25 protein-coding genes are annotated in these 22,262 nt (G+C 63.8%); 9 read left to right on the top strand and 16 right to left on the bottom strand.

The features are described from left to right. Positions 1–30: 30 nt before the first annotated feature. From J3454_RS10350 to rpmI, 4 genes are all read right to left on the bottom strand, one after another. Positions 31–897, bottom strand: coding sequence for a helix-turn-helix domain-containing protein (locus J3454_RS10350; RefSeq protein ID WP_349513679.1), 867 nt, complete (start codon positions 895–897; stop codon positions 31–33). Between the two features lie 186 nt (positions 898–1,083). After that, positions 1,084–2,007: a helix-turn-helix domain-containing protein gene (locus J3454_RS10345; protein ID WP_349513678.1), complete on the bottom strand. Its 924-nt coding sequence runs from the start codon at positions 2,005–2,007 to the stop codon at positions 1,084–1,086. A gap of 146 nt (positions 2,008–2,153) precedes the next feature. Then, positions 2,154–2,513 carry a 50S ribosomal protein L20 gene (gene rplT / locus J3454_RS10340; protein WP_349513677.1) on the bottom strand — a complete coding sequence of 120 codons (360 nt, stop codon included), beginning with the start codon at positions 2,511–2,513 and terminating at the stop codon, positions 2,154–2,156. A 47-nt stretch (positions 2,514–2,560) separates the two neighbouring features. Further along, positions 2,561–2,764 carry a 50S ribosomal protein L35 gene (gene rpmI, locus J3454_RS10335; RefSeq protein WP_054119415.1) on the bottom strand — a complete coding sequence of 68 codons (204 nt, stop codon included), beginning with the start codon at positions 2,762–2,764 and terminating at the stop codon, positions 2,561–2,563. 273 nt (positions 2,765–3,037) lie between these two features. Here rpmI and J3454_RS10330 point away from each other — a divergent pair, with 273 nt between their 5' ends. Beyond that, a complete protein-coding gene (locus tag J3454_RS10330) occupies positions 3,038–4,087 on the top strand; it encodes a fatty acid desaturase (protein WP_349513676.1) in 1,050 nt (349 codons plus the stop codon). Positions 4,088–4,100: 13 nt separating this feature from the next. On the opposite strand, the gene hisN is transcribed toward J3454_RS10330, so the two are convergent. From hisN to J3454_RS10310, 4 genes are all read right to left on the bottom strand, one after another. After that, the gene (hisN, locus tag J3454_RS10325) at positions 4,101–4,871 is read right to left on the bottom strand and encodes a histidinol-phosphatase (RefSeq protein ID WP_349513675.1); all 771 of its coding nucleotides are present in this window, start codon (positions 4,869–4,871) and stop codon (positions 4,101–4,103) included. Continuing rightward, entirely contained in the window at positions 4,868–5,215 is a 348-nt protein-coding gene (locus tag J3454_RS10320) for a ribose-phosphate pyrophosphokinase (RefSeq protein ID WP_349513674.1), read from the bottom strand. The genes hisN and J3454_RS10320 overlap by 4 nt, the downstream gene beginning before the upstream one ends. Then, on the bottom strand, positions 5,215–6,150 hold the full coding sequence (locus tag J3454_RS10315) for a ribose-phosphate pyrophosphokinase (protein WP_349513673.1): 936 nt from the start codon (positions 6,148–6,150) through the stop codon (positions 5,215–5,217). The genes J3454_RS10320 and J3454_RS10315 overlap by 1 nt, the downstream gene beginning before the upstream one ends. 142 nt (positions 6,151–6,292) lie before the next feature. Next, positions 6,293–6,472: a hypothetical protein gene (locus J3454_RS10310; protein WP_349513672.1), complete on the bottom strand. Its 180-nt coding sequence runs from the start codon at positions 6,470–6,472 to the stop codon at positions 6,293–6,295. Between the two features lie 184 nt (positions 6,473–6,656). On the opposite strand from J3454_RS10310, the gene J3454_RS10305 reads away from it, so the two are divergent. Next, positions 6,657–7,619 carry a glutathione S-transferase family protein gene (locus J3454_RS10305; protein ID WP_349513671.1) on the top strand — a complete coding sequence of 321 codons (963 nt, stop codon included), beginning with the start codon at positions 6,657–6,659 and terminating at the stop codon, positions 7,617–7,619. Positions 7,620–7,662: 43 nt separating this feature from the next. Here the strand turns inward: J3454_RS10305 and J3454_RS10300 are convergent, their stop codons facing one another. From J3454_RS10300 to J3454_RS10290, 3 genes are all read right to left on the bottom strand, one after another. Then, a complete protein-coding gene (locus J3454_RS10300) occupies positions 7,663–8,376 on the bottom strand; it encodes a DUF8692 domain-containing protein (RefSeq protein ID WP_349513670.1) in 714 nt (237 codons plus the stop codon). A 184-nt stretch (positions 8,377–8,560) separates the two neighbouring features. Then, on the bottom strand, positions 8,561–9,577 hold the full coding sequence (gene glpX, locus J3454_RS10295) for a class II fructose-bisphosphatase (protein ID WP_502878578.1): 1,017 nt from the start codon (positions 9,575–9,577) through the stop codon (positions 8,561–8,563). A 170-nt stretch (positions 9,578–9,747) separates the two neighbouring features. After that, positions 9,748–10,338: a hypothetical protein gene (locus tag J3454_RS10290; RefSeq protein ID WP_349513669.1), complete on the bottom strand. Its 591-nt coding sequence runs from the start codon at positions 10,336–10,338 to the stop codon at positions 9,748–9,750. On the opposite strand from J3454_RS10290, the gene J3454_RS10285 reads away from it, so the two are divergent. Further along, on the top strand, positions 10,307–10,909 hold the full coding sequence (locus J3454_RS10285) for a hypothetical protein (protein ID WP_349513668.1): 603 nt from the start codon (positions 10,307–10,309) through the stop codon (positions 10,907–10,909). The two genes, J3454_RS10290 and J3454_RS10285, sit on opposite strands and share 32 nt — an antisense overlap. Here the strand turns inward: J3454_RS10285 and J3454_RS10280 are convergent. After that, positions 10,906–12,225 (bottom strand): homoserine dehydrogenase, encoded by a 1,320-nt coding sequence (locus J3454_RS10280; protein WP_349513667.1) that lies wholly within the window; start codon positions 12,223–12,225, stop codon positions 10,906–10,908. The genes J3454_RS10285 and J3454_RS10280 overlap by 4 nt on opposite strands. Before the next feature lie 69 nt (positions 12,226–12,294). After that, on the bottom strand, positions 12,295–13,107 hold the full coding sequence (locus J3454_RS10275; RefSeq protein ID WP_349513666.1) for a hypothetical protein: 813 nt from the start codon (positions 13,105–13,107) through the stop codon (positions 12,295–12,297). Positions 13,108–13,573: 466 nt separating this feature from the next. Between J3454_RS10275 and J3454_RS10270 the strand changes: the two genes are divergently transcribed. The 6 genes from J3454_RS10270 to J3454_RS10245 all read left to right on the top strand — a co-directional run bounded on the left by J3454_RS10270 (position 13,574) and on the right by J3454_RS10245 (position 17,434). Continuing rightward, positions 13,574–14,245: an energy transducer TonB gene (locus tag J3454_RS10270; RefSeq protein WP_349513665.1), complete on the top strand. Its 672-nt coding sequence runs from the start codon at positions 13,574–13,576 to the stop codon at positions 14,243–14,245. 73 nt (positions 14,246–14,318) lie between these two features. Continuing rightward, a complete protein-coding gene (locus tag J3454_RS10265; protein ID WP_349513664.1) occupies positions 14,319–15,077 on the top strand; it encodes a MotA/TolQ/ExbB proton channel family protein in 759 nt (252 codons plus the stop codon). Between the two features lie 144 nt (positions 15,078–15,221). After that, complete coding sequence (locus tag J3454_RS10260) at positions 15,222–15,749, top strand: ExbD/TolR family protein (protein ID WP_349513663.1); 528 nt, start codon at positions 15,222–15,224, stop codon at positions 15,747–15,749. A 32-nt stretch (positions 15,750–15,781) separates the two neighbouring features. Then, entirely contained in the window at positions 15,782–16,213 is a 432-nt protein-coding gene (locus J3454_RS10255; protein WP_349513662.1) for an ExbD/TolR family protein, read from the top strand. Between the two features lie 220 nt (positions 16,214–16,433). Beyond that, positions 16,434–16,871, top strand: a complete 438-nt coding sequence (locus tag J3454_RS10250; RefSeq protein WP_349513661.1) for an ExbD/TolR family protein — start codon at positions 16,434–16,436, stop codon at positions 16,869–16,871. Continuing rightward, on the top strand, positions 16,871–17,434 hold the full coding sequence (locus J3454_RS10245) for an ExbD/TolR family protein (RefSeq protein ID WP_349513660.1): 564 nt from the start codon (positions 16,871–16,873) through the stop codon (positions 17,432–17,434). The genes J3454_RS10250 and J3454_RS10245 overlap by 1 nt, the downstream gene beginning before the upstream one ends. A 34-nt stretch (positions 17,435–17,468) precedes the next feature. Here J3454_RS10245 and J3454_RS10240 read toward each other — a convergent pair whose 3' ends face one another. Genes J3454_RS10240 through pgmG form a run of 3 tightly spaced genes read right to left on the bottom strand, consistent with a single transcriptional unit; the run spans position 17,469 to position 22,255 of the window. After that, complete coding sequence (locus J3454_RS10240) at positions 17,469–19,973, bottom strand: ligase-associated DNA damage response DEXH box helicase (protein WP_349513659.1); 2,505 nt, start codon at positions 19,971–19,973, stop codon at positions 17,469–17,471. Beyond that, positions 19,945–20,811 carry a hypothetical protein gene (locus J3454_RS10235; protein ID WP_349513658.1) on the bottom strand — a complete coding sequence of 289 codons (867 nt, stop codon included), beginning with the start codon at positions 20,809–20,811 and terminating at the stop codon, positions 19,945–19,947. The genes J3454_RS10240 and J3454_RS10235 overlap by 29 nt, the downstream gene beginning before the upstream one ends. A gap of 28 nt (positions 20,812–20,839) precedes the next feature. Further along, positions 20,840–22,255 (bottom strand): phosphoglucomutase/phosphomannomutase PgmG, encoded by a 1,416-nt coding sequence (gene pgmG, locus J3454_RS10230; RefSeq protein ID WP_349513657.1) that lies wholly within the window; start codon positions 22,253–22,255, stop codon positions 20,840–20,842. Positions 22,256–22,262 lie beyond the last annotated feature (7 nt).

Raw genomic sequence — 22,262 nt, 5'->3', positions numbered from 1 at the left:
AATGGCGGGTTTTGCAAAGCACCAGTCGCGCTATCCTGCCTGGAGCGCGCCCGATCCGACCGGTCGGTGCAGCGCCTGCATCGCTTCTCCTGCCACCGCCATGCGCGCCCGCGCCGCGGCGATCAGCAGCGGCTTATCAAGCTTGGCATAAGCCGAGGGGCTCATCCCCATAAAGCACCGGAAGTCGCGCACGAAATGCGATTGGTCATAATAGAGGTCGTCCAGCGCCCCGAGCCATTTGAGCGAAGGGTCGAGCATGAAGCGCGCAAGACTGCGCAGGAACCGCTGCCGGCGCAGCAGCAGCTTGGGCGTAAAGCCGAAGGCACGGCGCGACAATCGTTCGAGCGAGCGGGTGGTCATGCCAAGGTGCCCGGCAAGTTCGGCCACCGCGACGAGTTTCGGATCGACCAGCGCAGCGGTCAGGGCGGCGATATCCGGGTCGACCGGCAAGGCTTGCGCGAACAGCGCCGCCATATGCGCCTCGATCAGCGCAAGCTCTTGCGCATACCCTCCTTCGCTCGCTGCCAGTGCGCGCACCAGCAGCACGAAGTCTTCAAAGACCGGATCGGCCAGCCCGTCGACCAGGCGGTCGGCATAATCCCCGGCCTGCGCCGGAAGCAACGCGGCCCACCCTTCGGGCAGAAGGCCGATCCCCCAGACCCGCCCCGACCGCATGCGAAAGCGCGAAGCGCGACTGGTCGGCCCGGTGACGGTAAAGTCGGAACAGTGCTGCAATTCCCCCGCGCCGATCACCGACTGAGCTTCGGTATTCAGCAGAAACCGCAGATTGACCCATTCGGGATGGAGGTAATCCTCCAACCACGCGTCCCGCGGAGAGCAAGTGACATCGGCGCAATAATAGGCCGTGACGAACGGCTGCAGCGAAGCCCCAGGCATGCTATAGCGCATATTGACCGACTGGCCCCAGGCAGCATGCATCTTTTGTTGTTCCCCCCGTGAAATGCGATGGCGACATTGGGCAATACGCATGCCGCCCGGCAATCCCTTAAATCGGGGACGAAGGCCCGGTCGCGGATCATGGCCGCACCGGGTTTGGGCCTGTCATTGTGCGGCAATTGCCGGTCAGTTGCTGTCCTGCGGCGTATCCAGTGTCTGAGCAGCGCTTCCCCGAGCCCGCAAGCGCGCTTCCATAAACGAGGTCAGGATCGGGTGATCGAGCGCGGCATATTCGCTCGGATTCATGGTCATGAATGCATGAAACTCGCGGGTGAACTGCGCCTGATCGTGGTAGTGATCGTCGATCGCCTCGGTCCAGCGGCTGCCGCGGTGGAGCATGAACGTCGCCAGGCTGCGCATGAAGCGCTGGCGCCGCATGAGCAGCTTGGGCGAGAAGCCGAAATACCGCGCGCACACGCGTTCGAGCGTACGGATGCTCATGGCGCAGGCATCGGCCAAATCGTGGACCGAAGCTTGTTCGCCGCTGACCAGCGCGGTGTGGACGCGGCGGATGCGCGCGTCGTCGCGAGTCGGACGCATGAGCCGCGCCATGGTTGCGACCAGCGCGGCATTTTGTTCATCGAGCGTGGCTTCGGGATCGCACAACGATTCGTCGAGGTCGGCGAAGCGGGTGAAGGCGGGGTGGTCGGCACCAGCGCACACGATATTGGCGCAGGCGCTCGCCTCGGCATCGAAGAACCGCGCCCATCCCAGCGGCAGGAACCCCACGCCCCACATCCGCATTGCCCCCACGGTGAACCGACACGGCAGCGTACTTGGCCCGGTCGCCACGAACCTCGCCCCCGCCACCCGCTGTTCGCCGATCACCGCCTCGGGCGTGCCGCCGCAGAAGAAGCGAATGTTGCCCCATTCCGGCTGCAGGTAATCGGTAAGCGGCGCGCGGTCCGGGCCAATATCGAGTGAAACATGGTAAAAGGTGGTGAAGCAGCCCTCGAATTGCGCTGGCGGGTCACGAAATTCGGCGATCAGGTTGTATCCGCCTGACCGGGTCGCCGATGGGGCGGATTGGAACTGCCGATTGTCACCCATATCTTCAGATACGCGCAGATGGCGTGTTTATACAAGACCGATGACGGGTTTCTACAATCGCGAAGCGGGCGGTCGCCGAAACGCAAAAGGGGCAGGCCCTCGAAAGAGCCCGCCCCTATCTGCTCGCCGGGTTGCCCCGCGCTGTCTTATGCCGGCAAAGCGGCTTTCGCCTGCTGGATCACCGACTTGAAGGCGCCGCCTTCGTTCATCGCGAGATCGGCCATCGCCTTGCGGTCAAGCTCGATCCCGGCCAGCTTGATGCCGTGCATGAACTGCGAATAGGTGAGGCCTTCCATGCGGACGGCAGCGTTGATGCGCTGGATCCACAGGGCGCGGAACGTGCGCTTTTTCACCTTGCGGTCGCGGTAGGCATACTGCCCGGCCTTTTCGACCGCCTGACGGGCGACGCGGATCGTGTTCTTGCGGCGACCGCGATAGCCCTTGGCTTGGTCGAGAATCCGCTTGTGCTTGGCGCGGGTGGTAACACCGCGTTTGATGCGTGGCATACTAGTATATCCTTATCTTGAGGACGCGGGGCCAATGGCCCGCCGCATCAATCGAGCCCGTACGGCGCCCACTTCTTGATCGTCGGCGTATCATGGGCCGACAGGACGGAAGTGCCGCGGTTCTGGCGGATATACTTCGCATTGTGGCTGATCAGACGGTGACGCTTGCCAGCGACGCCGTGCTTGACCTTGCCGGTGGCGGTGATCTTGAAGCGTTTCTTCACACCGCTCTTGGTCTTCAGCTTGGGCATTTTCATCTCCTGATTGAGACACGTCGGAACCGGCCATGGCAGCCCTTGTCGCCAGGCAGGCTGATTGATTCGTGTCAGTGAAGTGCGCGCGCTTAGGCAAGCGAGGGGTGAATGGCAAGAGTTTTGCGGCGCATGGATCAAGGCGGCGTTGAAGCCGGCGCGGACTTCTGACAGAATTACGGCCACCTCTGGAAACCGCTTCCAAGCAAGCTATCTCTACGGCAAAGATGTTTCTATCAGAACCGCGAATCCTCCCGACCAAGAAAGAATTTGATGACAAATCCCGATTGCGCAGAGCGTGCTGGCACCGCTGCGCTTGATCCGCGAGCGCTGATGCGTGAGCTGAAAATCTTCGCCAAGGCCCACCCCGCACGCAGTTTCTGGGAACTGGCAATCACGCTGGTTCCATTTGTGGGCATCATGGCCGCGATGCTGTTCGCGGTGCAATCGGGCATCTATCTGGCGCTTGCGCTGGTGCCGGTGGCAGGGCTGTTTCTGCTGCGGATCTTCATCATCCAGCATGATTGCGGGCATGGTGCGTTTCTGCCCGGCAGGCTCGGCAATGACTGGACCGGAAGGGCATTGGGCGTGCTCACTTTCACGCCGTATGATTGCTGGAAGCGCTCGCACGCGCTCCACCACGCCAGCACCGGCAATCTGGACGCGCGCGGCAATGGCGATGTCGATACGCTGACCGTGCGCGAATTCTACGAAGGCACGCGGATACAGCGCATGCTTTACCGCATGTACCGCCATCCGATCGTGCTGTTCGGGATCGGGCCTGCGTATCTGTTCCTGCTGCGCCACCGCTTGCCGATCGGCCTGATGAAAGAAGGGGCGACCTACTGGGTCAGTTCCATGGCGACTAACGTTGTGATTGCCGCCATTCTGGGCGGGCTGATCTACAGCTTCGGCTTGGCCGCAACCGTGATGGTCGTGCTGCCGGTGCTGCTCGTCGCGGCATCGCTGGGTGTGCTGCTGTTCTACGTCCAGCACCAGTTCGAAGAGGCGCACTGGGACTCCGCCGATAACTGGTCATTCCATGATGCGGCGCTGCTGGGCAGTTCGCATCTCGACCTGCCCCAGCCGCTGCGCTGGTTCAGCGGCAATATCGGCGTGCACCATGTCCACCACCTGGCGAGCCGCATTCCGTTCTATCGCCTGCCCGAAGTGCTGGATGCAAAGCCCGCTCTCCGCACGCTGAACCGTTTCACGGCGCGCGAAGCATTGGGGCCGGTTCGGCTGGCGCTATGGGCGGAAGATCAGCGACGGCTCATCACTTTTCGGGAGGCATCGCGCGGGCTGTCGGAAATCAAGGCTTGAGGCAGGAGGCGGTCTAGCCCATCGCCTCCAGCACATCCTCCAGCCGGGCAGGATCACCCAGTGCGATCACCGTGCCATCCGACCCGGCGTCGAGCGGATTGCCCTGCCAGTCGGCCATCATCCCACCTGCGCCTTCGACGACCGGGACCAGCGCGGCGTAGTCATACAGCTTCAGCCCGGCCTCGATCACCACGTCGATATGGCCGCTGGCGACGAGGCCGTAATTGTAGCAGTCCCCGCCGTAGATAATCTTCTTTTCCGCCACCTGCTTGGCGACCGACATGAAGGCATCGGCCTCCTCATTGGTGAACAGGTGCGGGCTGGTGGTGGCGAGCACGGCATCGGAAAGATTCTTGCACGGCGCGGCGGCGGCAGGCTTGCCATTGAACAGCGTCGGCTGGCCGATACGGCCCACCCAGCGCTCGCCCGCAATCGGCTGATCGATGATGCCGAGCACCGGCCACCCATCCTGCAGCAGCGCGATCAGCGTGCCGAAGATCGGGCGTCCGGCAATGAAGCTGGTGGTGCCGTCGATCGGATCCAGCACCCACTGGCGGCCTGCGCCTTCGTTGCGGGTGCCGTATTCCTCGCCGATGATGCCGTCGCGGGAGAACTCCGCTTCGATCAGCCGCCGCATTGCGGCTTCGGCAGCACGGTCGGCTTCCGTCACGAAGGAGCGGTCGGCCTTGCGTTCGGATTCCCACGAGCCGCGAAACAGCGGACGGATTGCGGCTCCGGCAGCATCGGCAAGACGCAGGGCGAGGGCGAGGTCTTTGTCGGTCATGGCGCTTTCCAATAATTGAACGCATCGGCCTGTCGAGCCTCGGTATAGCGCCGCGCCTCCGGCCCCTCCCATTCGTGCGGCAGATCGTCGTAAATGCCGCTGCGCGCGACGAACCAGCCCTGCCCCGGCAGCCCGTCAGACTGGCGCACCACCAGCACCGCGAGTCCCGGCTCACCGCAAGCCCGCCCATCTTCGTCGATCCGGTCGAGCACCTTGCACAGCTGGCGCATCAGCGGGCGGGTGAATGCGTAGCCGAGGATGTTGAGAAGCGAGCCATAGGTGAACACCTGCCGCACGCGGGCCGCTTCGAGCAGCAGCCTGCGCACCTCGACAGGGTCAAACATCAATCGAACAGCGAGCTGACCGAGCTTTCGTCCGCAATCCGGCGGATCGCCTCGCCCACCAGCGGGGCGATGGTCATGATGCGGATGCGGTCGGATTGTTCTGCGGCCTCGCTTGGCCGGATCGAGTCCGAAATCACCAGCTCTTTGAGTTTCGACCCGTTGATCCGCGCCACCGCGCCGCCCGACAGCACGCCGTGGGTGATATAGGCGGCGACCGACTTCGCGCCGTTTTCCAGCAGCGCTTCGGCGGCGTTGCACAGCGTGCCGCCCGAATCGACAATGTCGTCGATCAGAATACAGTGTCGGCCCGAAACATCGCCGATGATGTTCATGACTTCGCTTTCGCCGGGCCGGTCACGCCGCTTGTCGACGATCGCCAGCGGAGCGTTGTCGAGCCGCTTCGCCAGTGCCCGCGCGCGCACCACGCCGCCGACATCGGGCGAGACCACCATCAGATCCTGATCGCCGTAGCGCGCCTGAATATCCGCCGCCATCACTGGCGCAGCATAAAGATTATCGGTCGGAATATCGAAAAAGCCCTGGATCTGCCCGGCGTGCAGATCGACTGCCAGCATCCGATCAGCGCCCGCCTCGGTGATCAGGTTCGCCACCAGCTTGGCCGAAATCGGCGTGCGCGGGCCGGGTTTGCGATCCTGCCGAGCGTAGCCGAAATAGGGCACCACCGCCGTGATCCGCTTGGCCGAAGCGCGCCGCAGCGCGTCGATGCAGATCAGCAGTTCCATCAGGTTGTCATTGGCCGGAAAGCTGGTCGGCTGGACCACGAACACGTCTTCACCGCGCACGTTCTCGTGGATTTCGACGAACACTTCCTCATCGGCGAAACGCCGCACGCTGGCATCGGTCAGCGGCATTTCGAGATAGGCCGCAATGGCCCGGGCAAGCGGCAGGTTCGAATTGCCGGACATGATCTTCATCGCTGCGAATCCCCGGTTGGCGCGTGACGGAACCCGCCTAGCGGGGCGTCATGGAATTGCAACGCGGAAGGGCGCGGTTGTCGACGGGTTGGGTGATGTCGCGCGTGGGCAAATGGCGCAAAGCTGCGGGAAGGCCTTTCGGCTATCCCATTTCGCCGGGTGGAAGTTCATCCGGCCCGCGTCCGGGTTCGTCGATATCGGGCGGCGTAGGCTCGGTTTCGGGCGGCTGCGGCTCGAACGGTTGGTTCGGCTCCGGCGGCGTCTTTTCCGGAGGGGTGGCGGGCTGGATCTCATCTGGCTTGGCCGGTGGGACTGTCGCCATGGGCGGTGCTCCTTCTCGTTCGCAGTGTTAGGGAAAACGCGATCCGGAACCGAAAGTGCCATCAAGAGCCGCTCTCCGCCCCAAGCAAGTCTCGCTCTGGCCGCTGCGGCCCTTATACCGGTCCCCGGTTCGGGAACCCAATCGCTCGCGCCTTGCTTAACTTCTGACAGCGCAAAGGTGAAACATGGGCTTCCTCAAAGACGGCGAATGGCACGACAAATGGGATTACAATGACGCCGATAGCGGCGCGTTCGAGCGCGACGAGAGCGCCTTTCGTAACTGGATAACACCGGACGGATCGCCCGGCCCGACCGGGACAGGCGGATTCGCGGCCGAACCGGGGCGCTATCGGCTCTATATCAGCCTCGCATGCCCGTGGGCGCACCGGGCCAATATTGCGCGGCACCTGAACGGGCTTACGGGCGCAATCGAGCTGGTGGTGGTGCACTGGCTGATGAAGGAGGGCGGCTGGTCGTTCCGGTCAGGCGAATGCGTGACGCCCGATCCGCTGTGCGGCGCGCAGCACCTTCATCAGGTCTACAGCAGGGCCAAGCCGGACTATTCGGGCCACGTCACCGTCCCGCTGCTGTGGGACACGAAGACCGGCACCATCGTGAACAACGAAAGCGCCGACATCCTTCGCATGCTGGGCAGCGCCTTCGACGATTGCGGCGCGAATGATCGCGATTTGTATCCCGAAGCGCTCCGGGCTGAGATCGATGCGGTGAACGATCAGGTATACGACGCGGTGAACAATGGCGTGTACAAGGCCGGGTTCGCTGCCTCGCAGCAGGCATACGAGCAGGCCGTGACACCGCTGTTTACGATGCTCGACGAGTTGGAGAAGCGGCTGGAGGGCGAAGAATGGCTGGTCGGCGGGCAGCTGACCGAGGCAGACATACGCCTCTGGACAACGCTGATCCGCTTCGACCCGGTCTATCATGGGCACTTCAAGTGCAACATCCGCCGGATCGCCGACTATCCGAACCTCGCTGCCTTCACCCGGCGGCTCTATGAGTTAGAGGACATCGCCGAAACGGTGAACTTCCGGCACATCCGGCACCACTATTACGAAAGCCACTCGCACATCAATCCGTCGGGCATCGTTCCGGCGGGGCCGGATCCGCTTGTGCCGGGAGCGCGCTAGACGAAACCACAGAGGCTGCGGTTGCACCGCCAATAGCAGAGTGTCAGCGCAGCACGATATTCAGATCGAAGCGGCTCTCGCCAAGGTTCTTCAGCAAGGCGAACTGGAACGACAGCACCCCTGCAAATTCAAGCGTCTCCTCGAACACCGTCATCAGGCTGTAAGCAAGGCTGCGCCCGGTGGTCTGCGCGTCGATCGCCGAATTCACTACTTCGACGCCGACCGCGCCCGACACAAACAGCGCCGCCGAGCAAAGGAACAGCAGCCGCGTTCTGGGCGGCAGCTCGAAAAGCCACGGAGCCAGCAGCACAGCCAGCCCGATGAGAAGGGGCACGGCGATTGCGGTCCAGGCGTAGTGGAATATCGGGCCGAGTGATCGGATCGCGGGCACTAGCCGCTCGAGAACCTGACCGCTGAGCTCATGGAGCATCGCAACTTCATCCATGGCCAGAAACACGAAGACCGCCGACAGGAACCACCATGGCCAGACCTTTTTCGTGCGCTTCTGCTGCTCGGCCTTGGCGGTCAAAGCCAGAAGAGCCGCGCAACTCAGCAGCAGCAGCGATGCAATAAAGGTGGGAATGCTGTTATCGGTCGCAAGCGAGATGCGCGCAAGAATCCGCGTCGTCGTCTCGCCGGCATAGAGGGTGAGCAGGACGTCAGCGACCAGCCCAAGGCAGACCACAACCACAACCGCCATGCACGACCAGCTGCTGATGCGGGAATGCGGGACTGAAAATTCGACTTTGCCGGACATCCCATGGTGTTATCCGGGGCATGCAAGGTGTCACTAAACTGTAATAGAAACCCGGTGAGCCGCTCACCGCCCTTCGACCTAGCCGGTCACGCGATCCGGTGCTCGCCTCTGATCCACCGAAAGTTGTTAGAAGACGGTACGGAGGACCGTCGCGTTTGCGGCGGCCCTCGTTCTTCTCAACCGGTCACGCGATCCGGTGCTCGCCTCTGATCCACCGAACCGTGCCAGACGAAGCGCGCATCACTACGCTTTCAGTGGTCATGTAGACTTCGCCCGTAAGGCGGCGGCGGCGCTTTACGCCGTCGAGCAGCGAGCCCGAGGTCACACCGGTCGCAGCGAAGATGCAATCGCCCTTGGCGAGATCTTCCAGCTTGTAGATCCGATCAAGGTCGGTGATGCCCCACTTGCGGGCGCGGGCCTTCTCGTCATCGTTGCGGAACACAAGCCTGCCGTTGAACTGCCCGCCGACGCAGCGCAACGCGGCTGCCGCCAGCACGCCTTCGGGCGCGCCGCCCTGCCCCATATACATATCGATCGTGGTGTCCTCGTCCGTCACCGCGATGACGCCCGCCACGTCGCCATCGCCGATGAGCACCACCCCGCAACCGATGCTGCGCAGTTCCGCGATCAGTTCGGCATGGCGCGGCCGGTCGAGCACGCAGACATTGATCTGGCGCGGCTCCACGCCCTTGGCCTCAGCCACGGCGCGAACGTTATCGCTCGCCGACTTGGCGAGATCGATGATGCCTTCGGGATAGCCCGGCCCGACTGCCAGCTTGTCCATGTATACGTCCGGCGCGTTGAGCAGGCAGCCTTCCTCCGCAGCCGCCAGCACCGCGAGCGCATTCGGCCCGGCCTTGGCGGTAATGGTTGTGCCTTCGAGCGGATCGAGCGCTATGTCGATCTTCGGCCCTTTGCCCATGCCGACCTTCTCGCCGATATAAAGCATCGGCGCTTCGTCGCGCTCACCTTCGCCGATCACCACGGTGCCATCCATGTACAGCGTGTCGAACGCCTTGCGCATCGCTTCGACCGCCGCTGCGTCGGCAGCCTTCTCATCGCCGCGCCCGATCAATTGTGCCGCGGCAATCGCCGCCGCTTCGGTAACGCGGACCATCTCCAGCACCAGCACGCGCTGGATCGCGTTATCGGTCATCGCTTGCCTGCCTGCGAGCACGTCGGTATCGGTTGGGGAATTCATGTGCAATTCAGCCTCTTTTTGCTCTGGTTGCAGCGATATTTCGGATCACCCCGGCGCATAAGCGGATGGAGACGGGTTTGTCGAGCAATGCCGCACCCGCTGTAACGGGTTTTCCTCTCGCTCTGTCGGCTCTTGTGCTGAGCACGTTGGCTCTATCGCTTATGATGGTGTCATTGATTGCCGCGCCTTTGGCCGCTCAGGATGACACCGCCGCGACACCGCCTGCTGCCGAAGCCGAGCCGGGCGCGGCAGAACCATCGCCCTCCCGCGTCAATCTGACCGTCACGGTGCCGCGCGGCGAAGTCAATTAGGCGCAGGCGCAGGAATGCCGCGACGAAGCCGATGCCGGCACTATCAGCGGCGAAATCGTGGTTTGCCGCGAGACCGGCGATAATGGCGAAAGCCCCCTGACCGGCAATCGCGAAGAAACGCAGAAGCGATATGCGCAGGAAACCATGCTCAAGGGCGGAACGCGCGCACCCGAAGGGTTCGGCATTGCCAATCATGGCAATCCGATCGGTTTCGGAGGAGCGCCGCCCCCAGCGGTGTTCATTGACGTCGAGGCGCTGCCCAAAGCTCCCGCCGGTTCCGACGCCGATCGCATCGCCCGAGGCCTCCCACCGCTGGGCAAAGAAGGCGACTTGTCCGAGGAAGAGGAAAAGGCCCGGCGTGAGGCGATGGGGATCAAGACAACCGTTCCGGCGCGACCGAAGAAGAAGAACTGAGGCCGTGCGGGTGGTCCGCGCCGCGCTCGCTGTCACCGCCCTGCTCGCTGCGGGCCTGCATGCGCCGGTGCTGTCCGCGCAGGAACGCATTCCGATCGATCTCGGCCCGGATGCTCCTGCGGCCGAACCGCCGCCGGTTATCGATATCCGCGCCGAGCCGCCCCAACCCGAAGCGCCGACCGCGGCAGTGGTGAAGGAATGCGAGGATCAGCGCGAAGCGGGGGATATCTCGGGCGAGATCGTGGTCTGCCGGCAACTGGAAGTCGATACCTCACAACATTACAGCGGCAGCCGCGCGGCATGGCTGAGGCGCTATGCCGAACGCACGCAAGGGGCAAACACGATCCCGCCGCCCGACGTGGCCGGCCCCGGCATCTTTCGCGGGCCTGCCAGCATCGGCGGGCTGTGCCTGATCCCGCCCTGCCCGAAGCCCCCGGCGCTGATCGTGGATGTCGAGGCGATCCCGCCCCCGCCTGCGGGATCGGACGCAGAGCGTGTGGCGCAAGGCCTGCCGCCTCTGGAAGAGGATATGGCGCCGCTATCGGACGAAGAACGCGCCCGGATCGAGGCGCACCTCGGCCTGCCCGAATCTCCGCCAGAAAACTAAAGCGGCAGGATCGGCAGCACCAGCGGATCGCCGGTCAGGCTGTCCGAACCTTCGAGCAGCTCCAGCGCCTTCACAACGCAGCGCTCCGGCCCTTCGTGAGTAACCATCGCCACCATCACTTCCCCTCCGCCGCTGCTGCGGCCCTGCTGGATCAGGCTCTCGATCGAGACATCGCCGTCGCGCAGCGCGGCGGTGAGCTCGGCGAGCACGCCGGGGCGGTCCTTGACCATGAAACGGATATAGGTGCGCTCGGTACGGTGGCCGGGTTCGGCAGGCGGCAGCGCTGCAAGCTGCGCTACGGGGATCGAGAAAGGTGCGCCCACTTCGTCACGGGCGATATCGATCAGGTCAGCGGCGACAGCGCTGGCGGTCGGCCCGTCGCCTGCGCCTGCGCCCTGAAACAGCAGGCGGCCGACGAAATTGCCCTCGGCCACCACCGCGTTGGTGGGGCCATCGACCGCGCTCAAGGGATGGCCCTTGACCACCAGACAGGGCCGCACACGCTGAAGCAAGCGCGCACCATCGGGCGTGTCCTCGACATCCGCTTCCCCGATCAACCGGATCACGAAGCCCAGCGCATCGGCCTGCGCGATGTCGGATGCGCGCACCTGGGTGATGCCGCTCACCCGCACGCCGACGAAATCAATCCGTGTGCCGAACCCGATGGCGGCGAGAATCGCCAACTTGTGTGCCGCGTCCACACCCTCGATATCGAACGCCGGGTCGGCCTCGGCAAAGCCGCGCGCTTGCGCCTCGGCCAGCACCTCGCCGAAATCCGCACCGGTCGATTCCATGGTCGACAGGATGTAATTGCAGGTGCCGTTGAGGATGCCGTAAACCTTGGTCAGCGCATTGGCGCTGGTGCCTTCACGCAGGCCCTTGATAACCGGAATGCCGCCGCCGACAGCCGCTTCGAACTTCAGCGCGGCGTTGTTGGCTTCGGCGATCTCGGCCAATTCCAGCCCGTGATGCGCGACCATCGCCTTGTTGGCGGTGACGAGCCCCTTGCCCGCGCTCAGCGCGGCACGCGACAGGGCCAGCGCCGGGCCATCAGAGCCGCCGACCAGCTCCACCACCACATCGACATCATCGCGCCGGGCGAGCGCGGTCATGTCGTCCTCCCACGCGAACGGAGCGATATCGACACCGCGATCCTTGCCCCGGTCGCGCGCGCTCACGGCCACCACTTCGATTGGCCGTCCGGCGCGCGCAGCGATGATGCCGGCATTGGTTTCGAGCAGACGGATCACGCCCGCCCCGACAGTGCCGAGACCGGCGATGGCTATACGCAAGGGGACAGGGGCGGAATTGGTCAAGCGGGCCTCCAGGAATAATCCGGGACGGCGCTTAACCTGCGCCCGCGCAGGGTCAACCCGCCATGCCGCTTAGCCGCCGCTGGTGATGCGCCGCTCGCACGGGCCGAGCGCCGCCATGACGAAGGCATAATCGTTCGCCGCCAACCGCCGCTCCTCCGGTTCACGCGCCAGGTTGGCGCTGCTCGGCAGTTGCGCCGGCAGCGAACAGGCGAGACGATACCAGCGCAAGGTTTCCGGAGCCGGCGGACGCGCGGAGGAATCGATGATCTCTCCCCACGAAACACCCCATTGCACCTGCTGGCCGGGTCGCCGCAGGACCGTTATCGAAATCGGCGAGCGGTCTTCGGTCGCAAGGAACACCTGCGTCTCCGATTCGCCGGTCAATGTACCCTGCACGGCCAGCGCATCGCTTATCCCGGTGACGCGCGGCGCAAGATCGGGCGCGTAGAGTTCGGTCAGGATCGGACGCAGCCGCGCTTCCAGTTCGGGGCTGTAGAGCAGCTGGGCATTGGGGTTCACCAGCCGCACCTCGCCCGCGCGGCCCGGCACCGTGTCGGCAAACAGCACCATCTCGCGGTTCTTCAACTTGGGCACCTTGCCCTTGGCATCGAGCGGGACGTCGACAAGGTAGGCCAGGGTCTCGCCCACGGCGTTCCGCCCGGCGATCAGCGCGACCGTGCGCGCTTCGATATACAACCGCGCGAATCCGGGTTCGAGCCCGGGCGCACGGTCGTCTTTCAAGGCGGTCTGCCGGCGAATCTGCGCCCGGATTACCAGATCGGCAGCATCCGCAAGGGTCACAAGATCGGCATAAGTCGGCCCCGAGGGCGCACTGGCGGCAGGCGCCGATGCGGTCTGTGCAAGCGTCGGAGCGGGGCTCATGACAAGCCCCATCGCCACCGCCGGCGGTACCATCAGATATTTGAAAACAAATCTTAATTGTCGTTTAACCAATCGCTTCATCACAGCCTTCATCTACTGTCCATTCGTCCTTATCCTAGCAGGGAACATAGGACATTGCGCGCAGTGAATCCGCACTGAACCGATAAAGCGTTTGATTGGGTAGGGGTTGCCCGTTAAAGCCCCGAGTGCTCGCCGTGCAGGCTTGGGGACACTCCCTGCGCGATGAGGATGGTTGCGCATTGTCCCGATTGACGCTTTGGCGCAATCGGGTGCAGGACGTGCCAGTCGGGGTTGGACACTTGCGAAACTCGCACAAGCGCGCTCGCAGTTCGATCCCGGTGTGGGAGGACCGAAATCTACGGATCTGCCTGTCGGCGTGCTTGGCTGACAGGTCAGGAATTTGCCGGGCCCAGCGTCCGGCCTGAACTTGGAGAGAAAGCGCTGGATGGCCTACGCTGACCAACAAAAAATGACCGGGAGCAAGATCGCAGGCATTGTGATTGCCGTGGCGATCAATGTCGGGCTTATTCTTGCTCTCGTCTTCGGGTTGACTATCTCCGCCATCAAGAAGGAGATCGAGCGGGTCACCACGATCGACATCGAGGAACCGCCACCGCCGCCGGAAGAACCCGACGAGCCGCCGCCAGAGCAGCCGGACGTGGCACCGCCACCTCCGGTCGCTCCGCCACCACCGATCAACATCGCCCCGGCACCGCCGCCGATTCAGACGCAGCCGACCATTCCGCCGCCGTCACCGCCGGCACTGCGGATTCCGCCGCCTGCTCCTGTCGCACCGCCTGCGCCGCCGCCCGCGCCATCCAAGGCCCGTGGTGCGCGCACGAAGAACGAACGCAGCTGGGCTGGCCGTATTCAGGAAAACTATCCGGCTCGCGCCCTGCGTGAGGAAATCGAGGGTACGGTGGGAGTTCGCGTCACCGTGACCGCCGATGGCCGCGCCACAGGTTGTTCGGTCACCGCTTCAAGCGGTTCGAGCATCCTCGATGCGGCCGCTTGTCAGGGGATGGAGCGTTACGCACGTTTCGATCCGGCACTGGATGCTGCCGGAAACCCGACTTCGGACACGTATTCGACGCGGATTACCTATCGTTTGAACTGACGGCTCAATACGGTCTCGGCCCGGTGGAGTGGCCGCGACCACCAGGACAATTCTTTCAAGAGGACTACTCGCAATGAACCTTATGATTCTCGCCGCTGGTGCCGAAGCCCCCGCAAACAAGTTCGGCTTCGTCGAAGCCATGAAGGAAGGCGGCCCCGTCGCCTGGACCATTCTCGCCGTGATGATCATCATGTCGGTCGGTTCGTTCTACATCCTGTTCACCAAGCTGTTCGAGCAGAACAAGATCATGAAGCAGTACAAGGCCGTGCAGACCGGGTTCTGGCGTGCGGGCAGCCTGCGTGAAGGCGCGACAAAGCTGGAAAAGGACAGCGCATGGCGCCAGCTCGCCGATGACGCGGTCAAGGCGCAGGACGAACACGGCAAGATGACCGACAGCCTCGAATCGCATGACTACATGCACGGTTCGATGCAGCGTTCGGAAGATTCGATCAACGCGGTGCTGGCCGGCGGTCTGCCGTTCCTCGCATCGGTCGGTGCGACCGCGCCGTTCATCGGTCTGCTCGGCACCGTGATCGGGATTTACCGCGCGCTGATCAACATTGGTATCGCCGGTTCGGCTTCGATCGACAAGGTCGCGGGCCCCGTGGGTGAAGCGCTGATCATGACCGCGATCGGTCTGGTCGTCGCGGTTCCCGCGGTGCTTTCGTTCAACTGGCTGCAGTCGCGCAACCGCCGGATCGCTGAGCTGCTGAACAGCTTCTCGACCGACATCCTCGCCTACATCAACTCGAACGGCGCGGTGAAGCCGGTGGTTCACGCGGCTCCGGCTGCTAAGCCCGCTGCGAAGCCGGCCACGGCCACCAAGGCCTGATCGCCAATGCCGGACGTGGCAGGAGCGGCCTTCACAGGCGCTCCTGCCAGTCCTCCGGCCAATATCCTGCCACGGCAGGATAGGGCGCCGGAATGCCTCAGGGCAAAATCTCAAGTCAATGTTTTGACAAGGTAGGAATTCACAATGGCGATTTCGACGGGAGGCGGGGAAACCCCGATGTCCGACATCAACACCACGCCGCTGGTGGACGTGATGCTGGTGCTCCTGATCATCTTCCTCATCGCAGTGCCCGTGGCGATTCAGACGATCGAGAAGCTGGAAATTCCGGTGTTCGAATCAGTCGAATCCAAGGACAAGGTGGAAAACCTGCTGCTTACGATCAGCACCACCGATGCCGCTGGGCGCAGCGCCGGGGAACCGGGCTTCGAAGGCGCGGCGCGCTCGGGCGAATGCCGGGTCTACTTCAACAACATCACTCCGGTGACGTCCGAAGAATTGTATGATCAGGCGTTCAATCGGCTCGACAATATCGTGACCCGCGCAGGCGGACCCGAGGCGATCATGGCGGAACCCGATCTGATCCCGCAGGTTCACATCCGCGGCGACGTGAACGCGCCGTGGCGCTGCGTGGCTGGCGCAATCTACAACGTGCAGGCAGCCGGCTATCCGACTGTCGGGTTCATCTCGAACCCGGTCGATCCGAACGGCTGATCCGGTTTCAAGCGATTTAAGGAGTAACTGACATGGGTATGGCCGGAGGCAAACTCGACGGCGAGCCGATGCTCGACATGAACATGACGCCGCTGATCGACGTTCTGCTCGTTCTGCTGATCATGTTCATCATTACCATCCCGGTGGCCACCCACTCGGTCGATATCGATCTGCCGCAGGGTAACCCGCCGCCGACGGATGTTGTCGTCGATCCGATCAAGAACAAGCTGATTCTGACCGCACAGGACCAGATCCTGTGGAACGGCACCCCGGTGACCGAGGGCCAGCTGGTTACATTGCTCGCCGAGACGACCAGCATGGCGACCGAGCCCGAACTGCAGTTCGAGCCCGAAGCACTCGCAAGCTACGACATTTCGGCCAAGGTGCTGCAGGACATCAAGCTGTCCGGCGTGACCAAGTTCGGCTTCGTCGGCAACGAGAAGTATCGCCAGTTCGGCAAGTAAGCTTCATAGGCGCCTCCGGGTGCCGCGAGAGTAGTCCAGAAGGGGCGTTGCGAGTGATCGCAGCGCCCCTTTCTCGTGGCGCTCGCAAAATGTTTCACGTGAAACATTTGTGGAACATCGGATGGGCGCGGATGATCCGTTGCGCTCTGCATACCGGTACGCGTTAGGCAACCTGCTGTTTGTAGGTTACAACTCGGGGCTCTAGCGAAGGAGAGCGACCATGCCTTACGCCGTGACCCGCCCCAACCTCTACGCCCGCCGCCCTGCCCCCGTTGCCGCAATGAACGTCACCCCGTTCATCGACGTGCTGCTGGTGCTGCTGATCATGATGATCCTCGCCATGCCGATACCGGTCCACGTCACCCCGGTCGACCTGCCGGGCGAGCCGAAGCAGCCGGTGCTGCCGGTGCTGGCCGAGAACAGCATTGCCATCGATGCCGCCGACCGGTTGTATTGGAACGGCGATGCCCTGTCGGCCGACGATCTGCGCGTGCAAGTCGCCGCCGCCAGCGCGATGGAGCAGCCGGCGATGCTCCGCTTCGAACCCGATGCGCTTGCCAGCTACGACACGGCCTCCCGCACCATCGCGCTGATCAAGGACGAAGGCGCAACCGGCTTCGCTTTCGTCGGCAACGAACGACACCGGAAACTCGACTGATGCTGCGCAAACCTCGGCAGCGCCGAGCACGCTTCGACCACGGCGAGCCGATTCGCGGCATCGACACGCGCCCGCTGGTGTTCGTCGCGCTATTCGTGGCGATCCTGTTCCTGATCCCGGCGAGCCAGATGCGGACCCATGCGCTGCTGGTGGATTTGCCCGGATCATTCACGGCGCCGCCCGGGCCCGATGACTTCGCCCCGTTGGTGCACCGCATCAGGGTGACCGAAGATGACAGGCTGCTGTTCAACGGCGTGCTTGTCACAACGGACGAGCTGGAGAATCTGCTGCTAGCAAGCTCGGTTCAACCGCAAGAGATCGGGATCGCGTTCGAGCCCGACGCCAACGCCTCCTACGACCTGTCGGTCCGCACGCTCGCGATGATCAAACGCACCGACATGATCAATCAATGGTTCTGCTTCGATGGAATGGAGAAGCACCGGCAGTTCGGCAAAGGGAGCGGCGCGCCGTTTCCGCTGCTTTTGACGCTGGTTATCCCGCCGCTGAAATACCCGCCGGGCAGTCAGCCCGCGGAATGGTATATCGGCTGCGCGTCGGGATAGTAGGCCATCGACATCGAGGTATCCTGACCCCGCATCAATCCCCCTCAACCGGCGGATCAGGCCGCATTGCCGCGGCAATCAAGCCCTCGGCCTCCAGCAGCAATTCATCATCCACCGCCCCTTGCGGCACCGCCTCGCGCCCGATCATCGTCATCACCGGCACCGCCAGCGGGGACACCCGGTCGAGCGTCACGTGGACCAGCTCGCGCTCAGACCGTTCGAGCAAGTCCGCCAGACGCCCAACGTCCGTCATCCGTGCCCGCGCATCGGCCCATGCCGCTTCGAGCAGCACGTGATCGGGCTCGTATTTCTTGAGCACGTCGTAGATCAGGTCGGTCGAGAAGGTGACCTGCTTGCCGGTTTTCTTCTGCCCCGGATGCTGGCGTTCGACGAGGCCGCTGATTACGGCTACTTCGCGGAACGCGCGCCGCAGCAGGTGGCTTTCGGTGACCCACTCGACGAATTCGTCGGTCAGGATATCGGGTGAGAGCAGCGGTGCGGGATTCTCGACCGGCTTCAACCCCCACACCGCCAGGCAGTAATCATTCGCCACGAACCCGCCCGGCAGCAGCCCGCGATCCTCCATCCGCCGGGTGATCAGCATCCCCAGCGACTGGTTCGCGTTCCATCCTTCGAAGGTGTAATAGGCGGTGTAGTGCTTGCCGCCGTGCGGGAAGCTTTCGGCCAGCAATTCCCCCGGCGCGGGCAGGCGACTGCGGTAGTCCTGCATTTCCAGCCATTCGCGCACATCATCGGGGAAGCGGCCCCACCCCGCGCGGTCCGCCAGCAGCCCTTGCACCCGCGTGGCGAGGTGCGTGGTCAGCGGCAGGCGCAATCCGCCATAGGACGGGATCGTGGCGGATTTCTTCGCCGCGCGCACCACCACGTCCATGTCTTTGACGCCTTCGACTTCAAGGCTCATGCCCGCGAAAAAGAACGTATCGCCCGACGATAGCTGCGCGGCGAAACGCTCTTCGACCTTGCCGAGCCTGCGCCCGTTCTTGAAGCGCACCGTGAGCATTTCGGAATCGACGATGATCCCGGCGTTCATCCGGTGGCGCTGCGCCTGATTGGGATGCGCGAGCCGCCACACCCCCGCCTTGTCGCGCACGATCCGCTGGAACCGGTCATAGGCCTTGAGCGCATAGCCGCCGTTGGACACGAACCCCAGCACGCGCGCGAAGGTCGCTTCATCCAGCCAGCTATAGGCCAGCGCGCTGCGCACTTCGGCCAGTAATTCCGCCTCGTCGAACGGTCCGGCGCAGGCGCAGGCCATGACATGCTGGGCGAGCACATCGAGGCTGCCCGGGCGGAACGCCTCGCCATCGCGCTGGCCTTCATCAACGGCCTGCTTGGCGGCGGTCGCCTCAAGGAATTCGAAACGGTTGCCTGGAACCAGCACCGCGCGGCTGGGGGTATCCAGCCGGTGGCCTGCCCGCCCGATCCGTTGCAGCAGGCGCGACGACCCCTTGGGTGCGCCCATCTGAACCACCAGATCGATATCGCCCCAGTCGATCCCCAGATCCAAGCTGGCGGTGCACACCAGCGCACGCAATTCCCCGCGCGCCATCGCCTCTTCGACCTTGCGGCGCGCCTCGACCGACAGGCTGCCGTGGTGGATGCCGATAGGCAGGTGATCCTCGTTCTCCTCCCACAGGCACTGGAAGATGAACTCGGCCAGAAACCGCGTGTTGGTGAAGACCAGCGTGGTGCGGTTGGCCTTGATCGCCTGCATCAGCTGCGGCACCGCCCAGCGCCCGGCGTGCCCGCCCCACGGCACGCGTTCCTCGATCGGCAACAGGATTTCAACTTCGGGATCTGCGCCGGGTTCACCCAGCACCAGATCGGCGGCGGCGATTTCGCCGGTATCTGTTGTGTGTTGGGGGGCGAGCCATTCCTGAAACGCCAGGGGCTTGGCGAGAGTGGCGGACAGCGCCACCCGCTGCGCCTGTGGAGCAAGCGTGTGCAGCCGCGCGAGGCTCAGCGCCAGCAGATCGCCGCGCTTGTCGGTGGCAAAGGCGTGAACCTCGTCGATCACGATCCGTTTCAGCCCCCCGAACAGAGCGGCGCTTTCGGGATAGGACAGCAGCAGCGACAGCGATTCAGGCGTGGTCAGCAACACGTGCGGGGGGCGCTCGCGCTGGCGTTTCTTGCGGTCCGACGGAGTATCGCCGCTGCGGGTCTCCACCCGGATCGGCAACCCGATCTCCTCGATCGGCGCGACCAGGTTGCGCTTCACATCCTGCGCCAGCGCTTTCAACGGTGAGACATAGAGCGTGTGCAGACCGTCAGGGAGAAGCGGCCCGGCGGAGGGCACGAAGGCGCACAAGGTTGGCAGGAACCCCGCCAGCGTCTTGCCCGCGCCGGTATCGGCCACCAGCAGCGCGTCGCGGCCCGCTCGGGCCTTGGCCAGCATCTCGATCTGATGTCGCCGCACCCGCCATCCGCGCGCATCGAACCACGCGGCGATTTCAGGCGGGAGGGAAGCGGCAGAATCAGTTGCGGTCACATCACTCGGCAGCTTCGGCCGCAGTGTCATACGCCTCGCCGTCAGCGGCACCGGCGTCGAGATTGGCTTCGATTTCCTCGACCGTATAGCCAGTCAGTTCCGCCACCTTGGCTTTTTCCGTCGGTGTCAGGTCGGCAAAGCTGCGCTTGGACGGAAGATCGGCGGTGGCTTCGGCAAGCTTCTGCTCCAGCGATCCGATCGTCCCCATGATCGCGGGCATCGCCTCCATCGTGGCACGAATGACACGCGGATCGCTAGACATGGTAAAGCTCTTGCGGGCATAGGTGGTGCCGGTTTCGGTGAGGAAGAACGCCTCGATCTCGTTCAGTTCGGTCGGGTTGAAATTGATCGCGTAAAGCTCTGCCATCGCCTTGCGCATGCCAGGTTCCATCGCATCCATCATCTGCGCCATCATCTCTGGGAACATCGCCATCTCGCGCTCCTGCCGCACGGCCCAGGCGGGATCGAATAGTCCTGCCAGTTCCTCGACCTGTTCGGCCGGAAGATCGAGATCGAGGGCGCTCAGCCCCGTCGCCCCGGTGACCGTGCTGGTCGCGGCCGTTCCGCCCATCTGCATCACCGGGCCGAGCAGCTTGTCGAACATCGACCCCATCATTTCGGACAGCGTGCCTTCGGGGATCATCCGGGCAATGATGCGCTGCGCCTGCGGCAGTCGGGCTTCCTGATCGGCGGTGAGCGGTTCAGCCGGGAACATCGCGCCGAGCATTGCCATTGCCTGCTGCATTTCGTCGGGTTCGGCAGACAGGGCGGCATCCTCTTGGGCAGGCTCCTGAGCGGCAAGCGGCTGCGGGGCCAGCGTCAGGGCGGCAAGCCCTGCGGTGGCGGTGAAAATACGGCGACGAATCATGATGATGCTCCCCTGTGCTCGAGCAGCGTTAATGCCCCACGCTTTCGCCGCGTTCCAGCCCCGACAGCGCCAGTTGGTCGTCAATCTGCGCGAGCAATCGTTCGAGGCCTTCCTGGCTTTCGCTTTCGGCGCGAGCCACCAGCACGTCCTGCGTGTTCGAGGCGCGCAGCAGCCACCAGCCGTCGGCGGTGTTGACCCGCACCCCGTCGGTGGCGTTGACTTCCTCTACGCCGGGACCGGGGTTGGTGGTCAGCCGCTCGGTGATTTCGGCCATCGCGGCGAACTTGCGCGACTCGTCCACCTGAAAGCGCATTTCCGGCGTGTTGAGCATCGGCGGGATCGCAGATCGCAATTCGGTCACCGACTTGCCCAGCCGCGCCGCCGCCGCCAGCAGGCGCACGCCAGCATAAAGCGCATCGTCATAGCCGTAATAATCATCGGCGAAGAAGACGTGGCCGCTCATCTCGCCCGCCAGTGGGGCGCCGGTTTCCTTCATTTTGGACTTGATCAGCGAATGTCCGGTCTTCCACATCAGCGGCTGACCTCCCAGCTCCGCGACCCGGTCGAACAGGGCGCGGCTGGCCTTCACATCGGCGATAATCGTCGATCCCGGGCGGGTCTTGAGCAGGTCCTCGGCGTAGATCATCAGCAGCTGATCGCCCCAGATCACCCGCCCCTCCCCATCGATCGCACCGATCCGGTCGCCATCGCCGTCGAAAGCCACTCCGAAATCGAGGTTCTTGTCCGCGACGAGGCGGCGCAAATCGGCAAGGTTGGCTTCCACGGTTGGATCAGGATGGTGGTTGGGAAAATGTCCGTCGACTTCGGTAAACAGCAGATGGTGTTCCCCCGGCAACCGGGCGGCCAGCGCCTCGAGCGCGGGGCCGGCCGACCCATTCCCGGCATCCCAGCCGACACGCAGGGTATCGAGCTTACCGGGATCGATTCCAGCCAGTCCCTGGAGCAGGCGCTCGACATACTCGCTCATGATGTCGCGCGCGGTGATGTCGCCCGTGCCGCTGGCGAACGCCCCGTCTGCTGCCAGTTTCCCGAGCTTCTGGATATCGGCCCCGAAGAACGGCCGACCCATAAATACCATCTTGAAGCCATTGTAATTGGGGGGATTGTGACTGCCAGTTATCTGAATGCCGCCGTCCACCTGTTCGGCTGACGCTTCGGCATAATACAGCATCGGGGTGGCGCTCAGGCCGATCCGCACGACATCGCAGCCGCTCGCGGTCAACCCTTCGATCAATGCGTGTTCGAGCATCGGCGAACTCACCCGCCCATCGTAACCCACCGCCACCGTGGTGCCGCCCGCATCGCGCAGCAGCGTGCCGAAAGCGCGGCCGATCGCGCGCGCATCATCCGCACCCAGCGTTTCGCCGATAATCCCACGAATATCATACTCGCGCAGCACGGAAGGGTGGAACTGGTGTTGCATGACGAAA

Origin of the sequence: Erythrobacter sp. NFXS35, assembly GCF_040148725.1 — a bacterium.
Classification (GTDB): Bacteria; Pseudomonadota; Alphaproteobacteria; order Sphingomonadales; family Sphingomonadaceae; genus Erythrobacter.
This window is presented reverse-complemented; position numbering and strand designations above follow the sequence as displayed.

Bases quoted from the DNA above. Each gene is read 5' to 3' on its own strand.
- J3454_RS10350 (WP_349513679.1), bottom strand. From the start codon at position 897: ATGCCTGGGGCTTCGCTGCAGCCGTTCGTCACGGCCTATTATTGCGCC.
- J3454_RS10345 (WP_349513678.1), bottom strand. From the start codon at position 2,007: ATGGGTGACAATCGGCAGTTCCAATCCGCCCCATCGGCGACCCGGTCA.
- rplT (WP_349513677.1), bottom strand. From the start codon at position 2,513: ATGCCACGCATCAAACGCGGTGTTACCACCCGCGCCAAGCACAAGCGG.
- rpmI (WP_054119415.1), bottom strand. From the start codon at position 2,764: ATGCCCAAGCTGAAGACCAAGAGCGGTGTGAAGAAACGCTTCAAGATC.
- J3454_RS10330 (WP_349513676.1), top strand. From the start codon at position 3,038: ATGACAAATCCCGATTGCGCAGAGCGTGCTGGCACCGCTGCGCTTGAT.
- hisN (WP_349513675.1), bottom strand. From the start codon at position 4,871: ATGACCGACAAAGACCTCGCCCTCGCCCTGCGTCTTGCCGATGCTGCC.
- J3454_RS10320 (WP_349513674.1), bottom strand. From the start codon at position 5,215: ATGTTTGACCCTGTCGAGGTGCGCAGGCTGCTGCTCGAAGCGGCCCGC.
- J3454_RS10315 (WP_349513673.1), bottom strand. From the start codon at position 6,150: ATGAAGATCATGTCCGGCAATTCGAACCTGCCGCTTGCCCGGGCCATT.
- J3454_RS10310 (WP_349513672.1), bottom strand. From the start codon at position 6,472: ATGGCGACAGTCCCACCGGCCAAGCCAGATGAGATCCAGCCCGCCACC.
- J3454_RS10305 (WP_349513671.1), top strand. From the start codon at position 6,657: ATGGGCTTCCTCAAAGACGGCGAATGGCACGACAAATGGGATTACAAT.
- J3454_RS10300 (WP_349513670.1), bottom strand. From the start codon at position 8,376: ATGTCCGGCAAAGTCGAATTTTCAGTCCCGCATTCCCGCATCAGCAGC.
- glpX (WP_502878578.1), bottom strand. From the start codon at position 9,577: ATGAATTCCCCAACCGATACCGACGTGCTCGCAGGCAGGCAAGCGATG.
- J3454_RS10275 (WP_349513666.1), bottom strand. From the start codon at position 13,107: ATGAGCCCCGCTCCGACGCTTGCACAGACCGCATCGGCGCCTGCCGCC.
- J3454_RS10270 (WP_349513665.1), top strand. From the start codon at position 13,574: ATGGCCTACGCTGACCAACAAAAAATGACCGGGAGCAAGATCGCAGGC.
- J3454_RS10265 (WP_349513664.1), top strand. From the start codon at position 14,319: ATGAACCTTATGATTCTCGCCGCTGGTGCCGAAGCCCCCGCAAACAAG.
- J3454_RS10260 (WP_349513663.1), top strand. From the start codon at position 15,222: ATGGCGATTTCGACGGGAGGCGGGGAAACCCCGATGTCCGACATCAAC.
- J3454_RS10255 (WP_349513662.1), top strand. From the start codon at position 15,782: ATGGGTATGGCCGGAGGCAAACTCGACGGCGAGCCGATGCTCGACATG.
- J3454_RS10250 (WP_349513661.1), top strand. From the start codon at position 16,434: ATGCCTTACGCCGTGACCCGCCCCAACCTCTACGCCCGCCGCCCTGCC.
- J3454_RS10245 (WP_349513660.1), top strand. From the start codon at position 16,871: ATGCTGCGCAAACCTCGGCAGCGCCGAGCACGCTTCGACCACGGCGAG.
- J3454_RS10240 (WP_349513659.1), bottom strand. From the start codon at position 19,973: ATGACACTGCGGCCGAAGCTGCCGAGTGATGTGACCGCAACTGATTCT.
- J3454_RS10235 (WP_349513658.1), bottom strand. From the start codon at position 20,811: ATGATTCGTCGCCGTATTTTCACCGCCACCGCAGGGCTTGCCGCCCTG.
- pgmG (WP_349513657.1), bottom strand. From the start codon at position 22,255: ATGCAACACCAGTTCCACCCTTCCGTGCTGCGCGAGTATGATATTCGT.